Annotated in this window: 13 protein-coding genes and 1 tRNA gene; 8 read left to right on the top strand and 6 right to left on the bottom strand. The window is 61.9% G+C overall.

The window, feature by feature from the left end:
* Positions 1-74: 74 nt before the first annotated feature.
* From ABHM97_RS03140 to ABHM97_RS03120, 5 genes are all read right to left on the bottom strand, one after another.
* Positions 75-482, bottom strand: coding sequence for a hypothetical protein (locus ABHM97_RS03140; protein ID WP_235519653.1), 408 nt, complete (start codon positions 480-482; stop codon positions 75-77).
* A 38-nt stretch (positions 483-520) separates the two neighbouring features.
* Positions 521-1804, bottom strand: coding sequence for an alpha/beta hydrolase (locus ABHM97_RS03135; RefSeq protein ID WP_349469559.1), 1284 nt, complete (start codon positions 1802-1804; stop codon positions 521-523).
* 22 nt (positions 1805-1826) lie between these two features.
* Positions 1827-4286, bottom strand: coding sequence for a bifunctional lysylphosphatidylglycerol flippase/synthetase MprF (locus ABHM97_RS03130; protein ID WP_349469558.1), 2460 nt, complete (start codon positions 4284-4286; stop codon positions 1827-1829).
* Positions 4287-4437: 151 nt separating this feature from the next.
* Complete coding sequence (locus ABHM97_RS03125; protein WP_235519660.1) at positions 4438-4617, bottom strand: YMGG-like glycine zipper-containing protein; 180 nt, start codon at positions 4615-4617, stop codon at positions 4438-4440.
* Positions 4618-4693: 76 nt separating this feature from the next.
* The gene (locus tag ABHM97_RS03120) at positions 4694-5923 is read right to left on the bottom strand and encodes a multidrug effflux MFS transporter (RefSeq protein WP_349469557.1); all 1230 of its coding nucleotides are present in this window, start codon (positions 5921-5923) and stop codon (positions 4694-4696) included.
* 171 nt (positions 5924-6094) lie between these two features.
* On the opposite strand from ABHM97_RS03120, the gene ABHM97_RS03115 reads away from it, so the two are divergent.
* The 6 genes from ABHM97_RS03115 (at position 6095) to ABHM97_RS03090 (ending at position 11404) form a co-directional block, all read left to right on the top strand.
* Positions 6095-6943: a phage holin family protein gene (locus ABHM97_RS03115; RefSeq protein WP_257368475.1), complete on the top strand. Its 849-nt coding sequence runs from the start codon at positions 6095-6097 to the stop codon at positions 6941-6943.
* A 47-nt stretch (positions 6944-6990) separates the two neighbouring features.
* Complete coding sequence (locus ABHM97_RS03110) at positions 6991-7614, top strand: CDP-alcohol phosphatidyltransferase family protein (RefSeq protein WP_235519663.1); 624 nt, start codon at positions 6991-6993, stop codon at positions 7612-7614.
* Positions 7614-8519: a DMT family transporter gene (locus ABHM97_RS03105; RefSeq protein ID WP_235519665.1), complete on the top strand. Its 906-nt coding sequence runs from the start codon at positions 7614-7616 to the stop codon at positions 8517-8519. Before ABHM97_RS03110 ends, ABHM97_RS03105 begins: the two co-directional genes overlap by 1 nt.
* A gap of 108 nt (positions 8520-8627) precedes the next feature.
* The gene (locus ABHM97_RS03100; RefSeq protein WP_349469556.1) at positions 8628-9824 is read left to right on the top strand and encodes a glycosyltransferase; all 1197 of its coding nucleotides are present in this window, start codon (positions 8628-8630) and stop codon (positions 9822-9824) included.
* An 85-nt stretch (positions 9825-9909) separates the two neighbouring features.
* Positions 9910-9983, top strand: a tRNA-Ile gene (locus ABHM97_RS03095).
* 230 nt (positions 9984-10213) lie between these two features.
* Positions 10214-11404 carry an acyl-CoA dehydrogenase family protein gene (locus tag ABHM97_RS03090; protein WP_349469555.1) on the top strand — a complete coding sequence of 397 codons (1191 nt, stop codon included), beginning with the start codon at positions 10214-10216 and terminating at the stop codon, positions 11402-11404.
* A 24-nt stretch (positions 11405-11428) separates the two neighbouring features.
* Here ABHM97_RS03090 and ABHM97_RS03085 read toward each other — a convergent pair whose 3' ends face one another.
* Positions 11429-11956, bottom strand: a complete 528-nt coding sequence (locus ABHM97_RS03085; protein WP_349469554.1) for a M23 family metallopeptidase — start codon at positions 11954-11956, stop codon at positions 11429-11431.
* Positions 11957-12365: 409 nt separating this feature from the next.
* On the opposite strand from ABHM97_RS03085, the gene rpsB reads away from it, so the two are divergent.
* The gene (gene rpsB / locus ABHM97_RS03080; protein WP_211711727.1) at positions 12366-13238 is read left to right on the top strand and encodes a 30S ribosomal protein S2; all 873 of its coding nucleotides are present in this window, start codon (positions 12366-12368) and stop codon (positions 13236-13238) included.
* A gap of 121 nt (positions 13239-13359) precedes the next feature.
* Positions 13360-14196 carry a translation elongation factor Ts gene (tsf, locus tag ABHM97_RS03075; RefSeq protein WP_211711728.1) on the top strand — a complete coding sequence of 279 codons (837 nt, stop codon included), beginning with the start codon at positions 13360-13362 and terminating at the stop codon, positions 14194-14196.
* The last annotated feature ends 51 nt before the right edge of the window (positions 14197-14247 follow it).

Genomic DNA, 14247 nt, shown 5'->3' with positions numbered 1-14247 from the left:
TACTGGTTCAAGTCCAGTCGGAGGAGCATCAGGACCCCGTGCCGGCTTATAGCTGGTGCGGGGTCCACCTTTTTTCAGACGAAATCCATTTCCACTTGCAGGAAGCGCGCAGCTTCAGCCACGGCCGCCACAAAAGATTCCTGCTCGGTGGGCGGGGTCCTGGGTTCGCGGGGATGCCATTCGTGGGGAGCGGAATAGACGCGGGTGAAGCCCCCTCCAGAAGGCGCATAGAAGATGCCGAACCTTTGGACAGGCCACTCAGGCGAGGTTTCAGGAGCAACGAGCAACGCGGCGTCGGTTACCGGGTTGTACCACTGGGCAATGGGTCTCCGGCGATCGTCCGTGAAGAGTCCCGCAGCGTAAAGGGCTGCCGACTGCGGACTGGTCACTGAACACAGCCGATCCCACCACAGGGGCAGGATGCGGTCATCCCGCCGCTGCCAAGGTGCCGGAAGCGGCTGCAGTTCTTGCCAATGTGGCACATCTCAATTTTATCGTCCGGGAGGTGCCCGGAAAAGGGCTAGCGGGACAGCCCGAGTCGGGGATAGAGGACTTCGAAGCCCTTGGCGAGGCCCTCGTTCAGGGCCATTCCCACGTGTCCGCCATTAGGCACCTCGTAGTAGGTGACAGACATCCCGGAAGCCTGGGCCGCAGCGGAGACGGCCTTGGCCGCCGCCACATAGTTCAGGTCATCGGAGCCGGCCGTGAAGACCGCTGTCGTATCCGGAAATTTCTTGCCGTTCATGATGTTGATGGGCTTCTGTGCCTCATAGTCGGCCTGGTTGCCGCCGAAGATCTCAGCCAGGTTGCCGGCAGGGTCCTCGGCCCCGGGAAACTCTTCGCCTGAAATGTCCACGACGTTGCCCCAGATGCCGGGGTACTTGAGCGCGAAGGAGATGGCGCACTGGCCTCCGTTGGAGTACCCGGCAATGGTCCAATGGTCGCGGTCGGTAAGGATGTTCAGGTTGGCCTTGGCCCAATTGACGACATCCTCGTTGATGTACTTCTGGACGTTCCCGTACTTGGCGGTATCCAGGCAGAGCGTGTCATCCTGATCCGGGCCGATTTGGTCCGCAACGATGGCGATCGGAGCCAGGCCGTTGTTCTGTGCCGCGAACTCGTCCAAGGCCGCAGCGACGTATTGCGGATCAGGGAGCCCCGGTTGACCCATCATCAGGACAAACAGGGGCAGCTTGGGCGGATTCTTTGTCAAAGCTGCAGGAGGCAGGTAGATCCCCGCCGGACGTGCGTTGAATCCCGACGCCGTGGCGGGGATGACCTCGGTGCCGACTTTGCCCTGGGCGGGCATGTCTGCCGGTGGTTTCCAGTTTTGCCACAGGGGACCGGCCGGATTGGAGACGTCCGGGTTGGGTTTGCTCAGATGGATCGCGCCTTCGGTGGAAATACCCAGCGCCGAACCCAACGTCTTGTTCAGCCCGAACTCGGTGTTGATGCCCAGCGCCGCCACCAGCGCGAACACGGGGATCGAAACAGCTGCCACTGCCTTGCGCCAGGGCCGGCTATGACGGAAACTCACCGCCGCCAGACCCAACCCCCCGAAGCAAGCCAGGGCCCAGAACCATACCCGTGGCGTGAGTCCAACGTGGAAGACGTCCATGACGTCCTCCACGATCCAGACCGTCAACCAGCCCACCAGGACGGCGACAGCGACAGCGAGCACCGCAGTTAGCGCCCACCGGGCCGATGGCTTGAGGAAAAGTACCAGGAAAAAGGCAAAGCCGATCAGCGCAGCCGTTGTCATCACAACAGGACCGCTGATTTCGATCTTCAGGATGGTATTCATGCTCGTGCTGCCTGCCTCAACGTCATGCTGCTGGCTCCCTTGCCACCATTTGGCGGAGAAGACCCGCGCTTTGGGTGGGGGAAAGTCCCGGGAGGTAAGCCGAGCCGACGGCGATGCCGATGGCCGGCAGAGCCAGCGTGTCCGGGTAGTACATATACAAAGTCCGGTGGTGGGGCTGGAACCTGGACTTGAAAGCGGCCAACGACTTGAAGCCGTACATGGGTTCCAGCGCGTTGCCCAGCAGCGCCAGGACCCGATCCAGCGCGCTGTGGTCACCGTCGTCGGTTCCTTCGCTGCTGTTGGCCAGCGGTGACCCGGAGAGCGAGATGCTGGGAACGTCCTCCCTGAAGTGGGTCACGGCAGAGGCGATGAGGAATTCCATGACGCCCTTGAAGCCCGTGGTGCGGCGCCGCATGAAGTCCAAGGTCCACCCGGAGATGGAGCCGTTGCTGAAGACAGGCAGCCAGCTGGTCACTCCATGGACCAGTCCGTCGTCGTCCACGGCTACGCAGCAGAGGACTTCCGGATCCTTGAGTTCGTTCAGGCCGCCAAGGGTAAAGCCCATCTCGGGGAGGGCTTTGTCGGCGACCCATTCCTCGGATATCTCTGCCAGTTGTGCCCTGGTCCCGGGAGGCATGTCCCGGTAGTGGTACCAATAATCCTTAATGGACAGCTTGTCCGCGCGGTTCAGTGCCGTGCGGACGTTTTGCCACTCTTTGCCTTTGAAGGTCATGGCCTGCACGTTGAGCAGCGTCTCCTCCGCGACGTCCAGTTTTTTGAAGCCCTGCGGCAAAAGCGCTGCATCCAGTTCATCCGTTGCCGAGTAGAAGCAGGGGATCAGCCCCAGCCTGGAGCAATGGCCCAGGAAACCCGCGGCTGCCTCCCCGTGATGTTCCGGGGCTCCGATCGGACCGGCTACCGTCAGGGCGACCCCGTTATGGACCTGGTAGGCCACTCCTGCGCGCCGATCCGGAGTGAACCAGTACTGGTTGTTGTCCCACAGGGTCATCCACGACAGGGTTCCGCCACCGGCATGCAACAGCTCACGGGCATGGCCCAGATCCGCGGCAGGATCAGTCGCTATGTCCCGGAACCGCCGGAAGTTGTTCAGGACCAGCACCAGGATGCACAACCAAATGATGACTCCGCCCAGGCCGTAAAGCACGGTGCTCAGCAGTCCCTGGGGCAGGTCAACAACGAAGGGCACGGGAAACGGAACCAGGATATGGGTCAGTTGCCCGGCCAGGTCCAGCAGGGTGGAACGGCCAGGGTTGCCCTCCAGGAACCAAAAAACGACGTACAGCACGACGGCGGCGACCGCCAGGGCCAGCGAGGTCCGCCCCAGGGTGCGGTATCCGGCATCGCTGGACTCCACCCGGAACTTGTGCCGGTTCCCCACGAGCAGCGTCAGGATGATGACCGGGGCCAGAACGGCCGGTACTGCGTACAGCAGCAGGTAACCGAAGTCCTCATCGCCCAGGGTGACATCGGGATCGGTCACGTATTGAAGAATCGACAGGACGGTGACAGCAGCCAGGTATGCCTGGATGACCAACGTCAGCCGGTAGGCGAGCCGACGGCCACGCCTGAGCCCTTCAGCGCAGACCAGCAGAAGCAGGACCGGGATCAGGGTCAGGATGGCTGCGCCGAAGCTTCGGACCCCCACGATTCCCTGGAGGGTCACACAGTTGGGATCGTTCCCGCAGGCTTCCTGGACTTCGTCTGCGTCCGGGCTTGCCTGAAGCATGACTTCTGCGACCACTGAGAGCGGCCCGACCTCCCAGGTACCGGTCAGTTGCGTCAGTAAAGGCCCGACGGCGAAGACCCCCACCACAGTGCCGACCAGGAACCGGGTTTCCCGAAGGCTGGACGAATGAAACGATCCCTCCCTCCGGCGGCGCGCCAGGGACTGGATGGCCCAGCCGGCCAGAATGCCAATCACGGCACCCGCAAGGGCCTGGAGGGTCTGGGCGACGCCAACAAAAAGCACGAACATCAGCGTGGCGGCCAGCAACCACGTCCGGAGCCGCCGACGCCACAGGGAGCCCAGGGCCGCCGTCGAACATCCCAAGGCAGCGGCAGCCCCGCCATAGGCGCCCACCGCGTATTCACCGCCGAGGAAGCTCAGCCACTGGTCGCTGGAGTCGGTACCGAAGGTCACCAGCCCCACCAGCACCAAAGCGCTGAGGGCCGAACCCGCAACGAACGCTGCAAGGGCGAGCCACGGTCCCATGACGCGCTCGGCGATTCCTACGCCCAGCAGGATCGCGGCTGTGCAGGCAACGTAATCAAGCAGGGATGAGGCAAAGAACCCGGACGTAAACACGGACCACCAGGGACCGGGCTCCACGGCCAATCCGAGACCCACCTGCTTCAGGAGGTCAACGCTGGGCCCGTTGAGCAGGCTCCCAGTAGCGATACCCACGAGCCAGGGCAAGGCTGCGAGAGCCAACGTCAGTGGCAACCTGCGCACAGCGGTCACGCCGCGAAGGCTACCCCTGAATGCCCCAGCCGTGCTCATGTAGTGTCCCCTTCACCGGTCAGGCACCGGTTAAGCCCGGTTCGCCACCATTCTGCCTTGCGGGAAGGCGCAGGGGGAGAGGGAGGGGTGTCGGGGCCGGTGGTTATCGGGTCTAGTCACGCTTCCACGGGCCCGGATTGACGCGGTACAGCACGGCAGCGCCGATGACTGCCCCGAGGATCGCGCCGAACAGCGGGCTACCGGCGGCGCGCCCGAGGAGCGCACCAGCGACTGCGCCAAGCATCGCGCCGAGGAAAAGGCCACGGCCGTTACGGTGCGGTTTCTTGGTCATGCTCACAGCCTACGGTCTCATTGCCAGTGGAGGGCTCGTTGTTAGTGGATGGCTTGTTGTTAGTGGATGGCTCTTGTTAGTGAATGGAGGGGACCGTGCGGGGACGGACCACAAGCCATAGGGCGGCAGTGGATAAGCTGAGGCACACCGCCATCACCGATCCCATGGGCACAGCGGAGCCCACACCGAGCCAGCCGACGATGGGTGGGACAATTCCCGCCATCATGAACTGCGAGGCCCCCAGGAGCGAAGCTGCCGTTCCGGCCCGGGCGCCGTGGTTGGCCAAGGACAGCACCTGGACGCAGGGGAACATGAAACCAGTTGCGCAGATATAGAACCACAGCGGTATCAGGATGCCCCACAGACCGACGTGGGACAGATCAAGGACGATGATCACACCGGCCATCAACACCATGAAGAGGGTTGCTCCGGCCACAATCCACTGCGGAGCCACCCGTCGAATGAGGCGCGAGCTGATCTGGACACCTGCAACGATGCCCAAGGAGTTGATGCCGAACAGCAGGCCGTACTCCTGCGGGGAAAAGCCGTAGACATTCTGGAACAGGAAAGTGGAGGCCGACAGATACGCGAAGAGGCCACCGAAGTTCAGGCTTCCCACCATCACCATGCCCACGAAGATCCTGTCGCCCAGGACCGATTTGTAGCGCTGGACCACGGTGGTGCTGGACTTACCCCGCTGCTCTGCCGGGAGCGTCTCACGGATGAAGAAGATCGATGCCAGGATCACCAGGAGGCCGTAACACGCGAGGAAGTAGAAAATCCCCGGCCACGGAAATGCCAACAGCAGCTGGGAGCCGATAACGGGCGCGAGGATGGGGGCCAATCCGTTGACCAGGGACATCCGCGAAAACATCTTCACCATTGAATAGCCGTGGAAAAGGTCGCGGACCATGGCCATGGCCACGACGCCGCCGCCGGCGGCACCTATTCCCATCAGGACGCGGAACAGTGACAGCATCCCGATGTCCGTCGACAAGGCGGCACCCAGGGATGAACCAATATGGACGGCCGTTGCCAGGATCAGCGGCAGGCGGCGTCCCACCTTGTCGCTGAAAGGGCCCACCACCAACTGGCCAAGGCCAAAACCCACAGTGGTTCCGGTCAGGGTGAGCTGGATGGCAGCTGCTGAGACGTCAAAGCTCTTTTCGAGGGCGGGGAAAGCCGGGAGATAGAGATCGATCGTGAAAGGGCCCAAGGCGGTCAGGGCACCCAGCAGAAGAATGTAGACGAGTTTTTCGCGTCGGCTCAGAGAATCGCCCGGAGCTGTTGGAGAGGTCACGATCATCAATCCTATGGCCAAGATCATATTTATTGGGCCTATCTCAGGCGCGCCGTATCGTGCTCCGAAAGTTGAGCAGGAACCTGAATGATAGTTTTGTGGACAGGTGCGCGCGGCGATCCTTATCCGGCCGCGTTCGCCCTCACGATGCCCAGAGGAAGCAGTTAGGCGGAACCCATGAGTGGACGTCACACCGGCCGGACCAGTCAAGGACCAGCCATTCGTACTTTGCCGAAGACCCTCAAGCTCGTTGCGCGGTTGGCCCCACGGCAAATAAATGACGAAATTGCCCTGGCCAAGGTGGAACTCAAGCGCAAGGCCACGCAGGTCGGCGTCGCAGGTGCCTTCTTTGGTGTGGCGCTGGTTTTCCTGGCCCTGTTGGTGATCGCGCTGGTGGTCGCTGCGATTCTGGGCCTGGCCACCATCATGCCCGGTTGGCTCGCCGCCCTGATCGTCGCTGCGTTCTTCCTGGTGGTCATTGCCATTGCATCCTTGATCGGCATCGCCAAGTTTAAGAAGGCCATGCCGTTGGTGCCTGAAGACACCATCCGCGGCATCAAGCATGATCTCGGTATCGCCAAGGAAGGCTCGGATTTCGACGAGTCCATCCTGGACCCGAACTCCCCGGCAGCAAAGGCTGCCAAGGCCGAGAAGGAAGCCGCCGCGCAGAAGGCCAAGGCAGAAAAGGCGGCCAAGGAAGCTGCCAAGGAAGCCGACGCCGTCAAGGCTCCCACGGAGGCCGAACTTCGTTCCCGCCTCAACAAGCGCCGTCAGCACCTGACGGGTGTACGCGACGAGCTGGGCGAGCAGTTGGACGTCAAAAAGCAGGCCCAGGCCTTGCTGGAAAGCGCCAACGGCAAATTCCAGGAGGGCAGGGAATTCGCTGCTGCCAAGTTCGCGGACATCAACGCCTCAGTACCGGAGAGCCTGGGCGAACGGTTCGCCGCACGCTGGAAGGACCTCGCAGCGTTCGCCGCGGCCGCCGTGGTGTTCGTCGTTGCACTGCGGAAGTTGCGGCAGAAATAGCAGCAGCCGGCAGCGCTGAACACTGGACATGAGGAAAGGGGGACAGGATGAAATTGATCGGTGCTGGCTCGCACCCGGATCGACCCCAGGTCGACCACGATTCCATCGTCACCGTCCCCAACATCGTCACTGTCCTGCGTTTCATGGGTGTGCCCCTGTTCGTGTGGCTCGTCCTCTCCGAACAGGAGTACGGCTTCGCTGTCCTCGTGCTGGTGATCATGGGCAGCACGGACTGGGTGGACGGCTACATTGCCCGGCGCTTCGACCAAACGTCAAAGCTGGGCAGGATCCTCGATCCCATGGCGGACCGGGCCGCGCTCCTGGCCGTCGCTTTGACCTTGGTGATCGCCGGCGTCGTGCAGTGGTGGTACCTCGCGGCGTTGCTGATTCCCGACGCGATATTGGCTACTGTGTCGCTGATCTATTTCCGCAGCCACCCCGACCTGCCAGTGAGCATCATCGGGAAGATCCGAACGGCACTGTTGTTGGTTGGAACGCCGCTGCTGGTCCTGTCCAAGCTGCCTGTCCCGTACACGGAGGTCTACCTCGTGGGGGCATGGACGTTCCTGGGCCTCGGACTGGCAGGCCATTGGATTGCTGCCTACAACTACTTTTGGGCCATCTTGCGTAAGGGTAAAGAACTGAAAACCAACGACGGCGGACACGGCTGATGGTGTGGCTTGCCGTTTTCCTGGCGGTACTCGGCGCATTCTTCCTGGCCATTGGCGCCCAGAGGCAGGGCAGCGCGGTCAAGGCCGATACTGGCGGCCTGGCCCTCAGTTCCAACGGCTTCCTGAGGCTCCTGCGCAACCCACGCTGGATGTTGGGCCTGCTGTTCCTTGCCTTGGGTATGGTGATGAATGCGATAGCGCTGGTATCCGCGCCGCTGACGGTGGTCCAGCCGATCGGTGCCATCGCGCTGGTCATCACCACGGTGGTCAACGCCAAAGACCAGGGCCTCACCATCAACCGTGCCACCGTGGTTGCCATCAGCGCATGCGTCACCGGTTCCGCGCTCTTCGTGTTGCTCGCGGTTAACGTCACCCAGGAAAACCATCACGTGAACTCCGAGGACGAGCTCACGATCGTCCTGCTGCTTGCATTGGCGGTGGGCATCTTCGGAACGCTCGCCGTGTTGTTCAAGCACCGTATGAACGCCTTTGTCTACATCCTGGGCGCCGGTGTGCTTTTCGGGTTCGTGGCCGTGCTGACCCGCATCATCGGCAAGCACCTGCTGGATCCGAACGGACTCTTCCTGCTCAACGTCCAGTGGTACACGCTGATCGCTATCGCTGCGGCCGGTGGCCTGGGCTCATGGTTCGTCCAAAGCGCATACTCCGGAGGACCGCCGGACCTGGTGATCGCAGGGCTGACTGTCATTGACCCCATGGTGGGCATCGCCATTGGCATTGTGATCCTTGGTGAGCTTCGTCCCGACGTGCACGCCGTAATGGCGATAGCCATGGCTGCAGCGGCAACGCTTGCTATCGTTGGGGTTATTGCCCTGAGCAGGCACCATCCGGAAGTCACCAAACGCAAGAAGGACGCGAAGGCGGCGGGCAACCGGAAGGCTTAGGGCAACGTCTTACCCTTGCGCCACCGCTTTTGCGGGCGGCAACCCGGCGACACCGCAGCATTGCCACAAGCAATGCTGTCCGCACCGTGACCATCAGGAGTTCTCCACGTGACCATTCCCGACACCAGCAAACCCCTTACGATCTTGATCGCGGCAGACACCTATCCGCCGCACGTCAACGGCGCCGCCCAATTCGGCTACCGCCTGGCCAAGGGAATGACGGCACGAGGACACAACGTACACGTGCTGGCCTGCCGGCAGGACAAGGGCAAGAGCTTCACGGAGTTCCGTGATGAGGCAACGGTGCACCGGCTTCGCTCCCACGGCGTCTTCACCCACGAGTACTTCCGCATCTGCTTCCCGTGGGAAATCAAGAAGGAAATCAGCCTGCTGTTCGATAAGGTGCAGCCGGACGTGGTCCACATCCAAAGCCACTACATGATTGGCGAGCACGTCCTGTATGAGGCCGTGAAGCGTGGAATCCGCATCGTGGCGACCAACCACTTCATGCCTGAAAACCTGAACCCGTTCCTGCCGTTTCCGCAGTGGTTCAAGGACATCGTGGGGCGAATCTCCTGGAAGGACATGGGCAAGGTCATGGGCCAAGCCGACGTCGTCACCACGCCCACGCCGCTTGCCGCCAAAGCCATGCACCAGCACGCCTTCCTCCGCAAGGTCCTGCCACTGTCCAACGGCATTGACTCGACCGCCTATGAACTCCAGCCGGGCGAAACGATTGAACGGAACAGCTACCCCACGGTCCTCTTCGCAGGACGCCTGGCCGAGGAAAAGCACGTTGATGTACTGATTGACGCCGTAGCAAAGACACCCCGTGAGCTCAATGTGCACCTGGAGATCGTTGGCGGCGGCGAGGTGCGCCCGGCGCTCGAAGCGCAGGTGGCCAGGCTTGGGCTGGAGGACAGGGTGAAATTCCTTGGGCTTGCCAGCGACGAGGACCTGCGCGAGGCGTACATCAAGGCCGACATCTTCTGCATGCCCGGGACAGCCGAACTCCAATCGCTCGTTACCCTCGAGGCCATGTCCGCCTCCACGCCAGTGCTCCTGGCCAACGCCATGGCTCTGCCGCACCTGGTCCGCGACGGCGAAAACGGCTACCTCTTCACGCCCCACGACAGTGGCGAGCTCGCAGCCAAAATCACCAAGCTCCTGCAACTGCCTGAAGACCAGCTGAAGGCGATGGGCAAGCTCAGCCGCGAGATGGTGGAGCCCCACAGCCTCAACGGCACCCTCCAGACCTTCGAGGACCTCTACCGGGGTGCTTCGTACGAGGACATGGTGGTGTGACCAAAGCACACCCTGGCACCTATTAGAATTGCTGGAGTGCTTTGCCCGGAGCGGTCGTTTATTGGCGGCCGCGTCCGGGTTCCACGGGGCTATAGCTCAGCTGGTTAGAGCGCGGGACTCATAATCCTAAGGTCCTCGGTTCAAGTCCGAGTAGCCCTACATTTGCACTGAAGCCGTGGCCCACGATCCTGGATTGTGGGCCACGGCTTTTTAACGCCCTCCTTGGCGTTGGCGTGACTGGCGGCCGTTGAGATATCCAAGTCCGTGAGGTAAGTTACTGCTCAGTAACTTATACCCGCCGGTAACATGGCCGCCCAGCCTAGCTCTGGAGCCCATGGCCTCGCCGGAATCCAGACGTGGTCGCAGGTGACCACCTTGAAGGAGCGCACATGTCCAACGCTGCATTCGACGCCACCACCCTTCCGTACGCCGATGGTGACTTCTACGCCTTTGAGCAGATGCTGACCGGCAAGGAGCAGGACCGTCTCGCTGAGGTCCGCGATTTCCTGGCCCGCGAGGTAAAGCCCATCGCGGTTGACTGCTGGAACCGTGGTGAATTCCCCATGGACCTGATTCCGAAGCTTGGTGAGCTCGACTTGGTGAGCCCGGTTCGACGCCAGGGCTACTCCAATCTGTTTGCCGGCATGCTCCATGCGGAGGTGACACGTGCGGACGCCTCCATTGCCACGTTCATGGGTGTCCACGACGGGCTCTTCACCGGGTCCATTGAGGCGCTGGCCTCGCAGGAGCAGAAGGACGCTTGGCTGCCGGATATCTATTCCCTTAAGAAGATTGGTGCCTTCGGCCTGACTGAGCCCCTCGGCGGTTCGGATGTAGCCGGTGGAACCCGCACCACCGCCCGGCGCGACGGCGATCACTGGATCCTCAACGGTGCCAAGCGCTGGATTGGCAACGCCACATTCTCTGATTGGGTGGTCATCTACGCCAAGGATGTGGCCGACAACCAGGTCAAGGCTTTCCTGGTGGACACCACCCTGCCCGGCTACTCAGCCAGCAAGATCGAGAACAAAATCTCCCTCCGCACCGTGCAGAATGCGGATATCACGCTGGGCAACGTAGTGGTTCCGGACTTCTTCAAGCTGGCCAACGGCAACAGCTTCCGCGACACCAACAAGGTCCTGAAGGTCACCCGCCTGGCTGTCGCCTGGCAGGCAGTGGGACTCCAGATGGCAGCATTCGATGTCGCGCGCAGCTACGCCGTGGAGCGCCAGCAGTTCGGACGCCCGTTGGCTGCGTTCCAGCTGGTGCAGAATCAACTGGTCCAAATTCTCGGCAACACCGTGGCCTCCATGGGCATGATGGTTCGCCTGGCGCAGCTTGAGGACGCCGGGGTGGCCAAGGATGAACAATCCGCTTTGGCCAAGGCCTTCGCCACCGCCCGCATGCGCGAAAGCGTTGCTTTGGGGCGGAGCATCCTGGGCGGCAATGGCATCGTCACTGACTACGGCATGGCCAAGATCTTCTCTGACGCCGAGGCCATCTACTCCTATGAAGGAACCCACGAAATCAACACCCTGGTGACCGGCCGGGCAATTACCGGAGTATCGGCCATCGTCTAGCGACCCCGACGATGCGGCGGGGGCTCATTCCAGTGGCAGCAGGACGGATGGCCGCATGTCCTGCACGAAGTCCAGCGGATTGACGTAGTCCTCGCCGCGCCGCACTCCCCAGTGCAGGCAAGTGACGCTGCCGCAATGGCCCGGCTCAACGGCGCCAAGGGCCTGCCCCTTGCGCACGGCATCGCCAGGCTTCAACCCGCTGGCCATGGGCTCGAAGCTGCTGCGCAATCCGTCCCCGTGATCGATCGTCAGGACAGGCCTGTCGACCACTGTGCCGGCAAAGGTCACCACGCCGTCCGCCGGCGCGGTGACGTTGCCGCCGTCGGGCGCTGGGCCCAAATCCACGCCACGGTGCCCGCTCATCCATGGTTTGTCCGGCGGGTCGAACGTCCGCAGGACGGACGGTTTGGGGGAGAGCGGCCAACTCCACTGTCCCTTGACCGTGGGTGCGGCGACCGTGGGTGCGGCGGCGCTGGTTCCACCCGAAAGGGCGATGGCCAGGATTGCGGACAGTGTCAGCTTTAAGGACAGTGTGAGCTTCAAAAGGGTCATGAAATCAAGCCTTCCGTGGCGACGTGGTCGGGTCGATCCCCGGGGTGGCCTATGTGGACAACCGATGTGATCCGCGGTCAAAGTTGCGGGGTCCCTGTAGTACACTTGGTGGAGCAGTTTGCTGTGCCCTCAAGCTTGTTCAGGAGCATGTCTCATTCAGATATGTGGGGGTCCCAGGCTGACTACGCGTATCCAGCCCACCACCAGCGAAGCCGTTCGGCTTTAGTCTGTGGAGGATTGTGCCTCTTGCGGTCCGCTGAAGCCTCTCGGCTTGAGTCGGATGAGAAGTGCAATGGATGCCAGGAGCCAGGCCCGTCCGGGCCACAGGCTAAACAACCGTCAACTATTGGCAGGGTAAGAGCAGCCCCATGGGCTCTCTCATGAATGACCTGCCGGAAGGAGCGTCGGCATGCCCGTCGTAACCATGCGCCAGCTGCTTGACAGCGGCGTCCACTTTGGACACCAGACCCGTCGTTGGAACCCGAAGATGAAGCGCTTCATCTTCACGGAGCGCAACGGCATCTACATCATTGACCTCCAGCAGTCGCTGTCCTACATCGACCGCGCCTACGAGTTCGTCAAGGCTACTGTCGCCCACGGCGGCACCGTCCTGTTCGTCGGCACCAAGAAGCAGGCTCAGGAAGCAATTGCCGAGCAGGCTACCCGTGTTGGCCAGCCGTACGTCAACCAGCGTTGGTTGGGCGGTATGCTCACCAACTTCCAGACCGTCGCCAAGCGTATCCAGCGCATGAAGGAACTCGAAGAGATCAACTTCGACGACGTCGCAGGCTCGGCCTACACCAAGAAGGAGCTCCTGCTCCTCAAGCGTGAACTCACCAAGCTCGAGTCCAACCTCGGCGGTATCCGCAACCTGACCAAGGCTCCCTCGGTCCTGTGGGTTGTTGACACCAAGAAGGAACACCTTGCTGTTGACGAAGCCAAGAAGCTGAACATCCCCGTTGTTGCCATCCTGGACACCAACTGCGATCCCGACGAAGTCGACTTCCCGATCCCGGGTAACGACGACGCCATCCGCTCCGTCAACCTGCTCACCCGCGTTGTTGCCGATGCCGTAGCTGAGGGCCTCATCGCCCGTAACCAGCGCGCAACCGGTACCACCGAAGCTCCGGAAGAGCCGCTGGCCGAGTGGGAGCGCGAGCTCCTCGAGGGCAGCAAGGCCGAAGAAGCCGCAGCAGCAGAGGCTCCCGCTGAAGAAGCTCCGGCAGCCGAGGCTCCCGCAGCAACTGAAGCTGCAGACGGCGAAGCCGAAGCAGCCAAGTAAATCTGGACCTTCCCTGATGTTGGAAACAGCCTCGGGGGCAACTGACAGGATGGCAGCTCACGCGGTGGGCTGCCGTCCTGTCAGTCCGTAAACACACAAATTTCTAGACAGAGGGGTTCACATGGCGAACTACACTGCTGCTGACATCAAGGCCCTGCGCGAGCGCACCGGCGCCGGCATGATGGACGTCAAGAAGGCTCTTGACGAAGCCAACGGTGACGCCGAAAAGGCCATCGAGATCATCCGCATCAAGGGCCTCAAGGGCGCTACCAAGCGCGAAGGCCGCTCCACCGCTGAAGGCCTGGTTGCTGCCAAGGTCAACGGTGGCGTTGGCGTAATGATCGAGGTCAACTGCGAGACCGACTTCGTTGCCAAGTCCGACAAGTTCATCCAGCTGGCCGACAAGGTCCTCAACGTTGCAGTCGAGTCCGGCGCAGCCGACCTCGAAACCCTGCTGGCAACCGAGGTCGACGGCAAGCCGTTGTCCGAGGTTGTCGTCGAAGAGGGCGCTGTCCTCGGTGAAAAGGTTGTTGTCCGCCGCATCTCCCGCGTTGAGGGAACCACGGTTGACGCCTACCTGCACAAGACCTCCAAGGACCTCCCGGCCCAGGTCGGCGTCCTGTTCGCTGTTGACGGTGAAGGCGAAGCCGCTGCAACCGCAGCACACGACATCGCTGTCCACGTTGCAGCCATGGCTCCGAACTACCTGACCCGCGAAGACGTCCCGGCCGAACTGGTCGAGTCCGAGCGTCGTATCGCCGAAGAGACCGCAAAGGCTGAAGGCAAGCCCGAAGCTGCTCTTTCGAAGATCGTGGAAGGCCGCGTGACGGGCTTCTACAAGGGTGAAGTTCTGGTTGACCAGGCATTCGCCAAGGATTCCAAGAAGACCGTTGCACAGGTCCTCGAAGAAGCCGGCGTCAAGGCAACCGCAGTAACCCGTTTCCGCGTAGGAAACTAGTAATTCATGAAAAGGGGTGGTCACTTCGGTGGCCGCCCCTTTTTCATGCAC

Source organism: Paenarthrobacter sp. CAP02 (genome assembly GCF_040137855.1).
Classification (GTDB): Bacteria; Actinomycetota; Actinomycetes; order Actinomycetales; family Micrococcaceae; genus Arthrobacter.
This window is presented reverse-complemented; position numbering and strand designations above follow the sequence as displayed.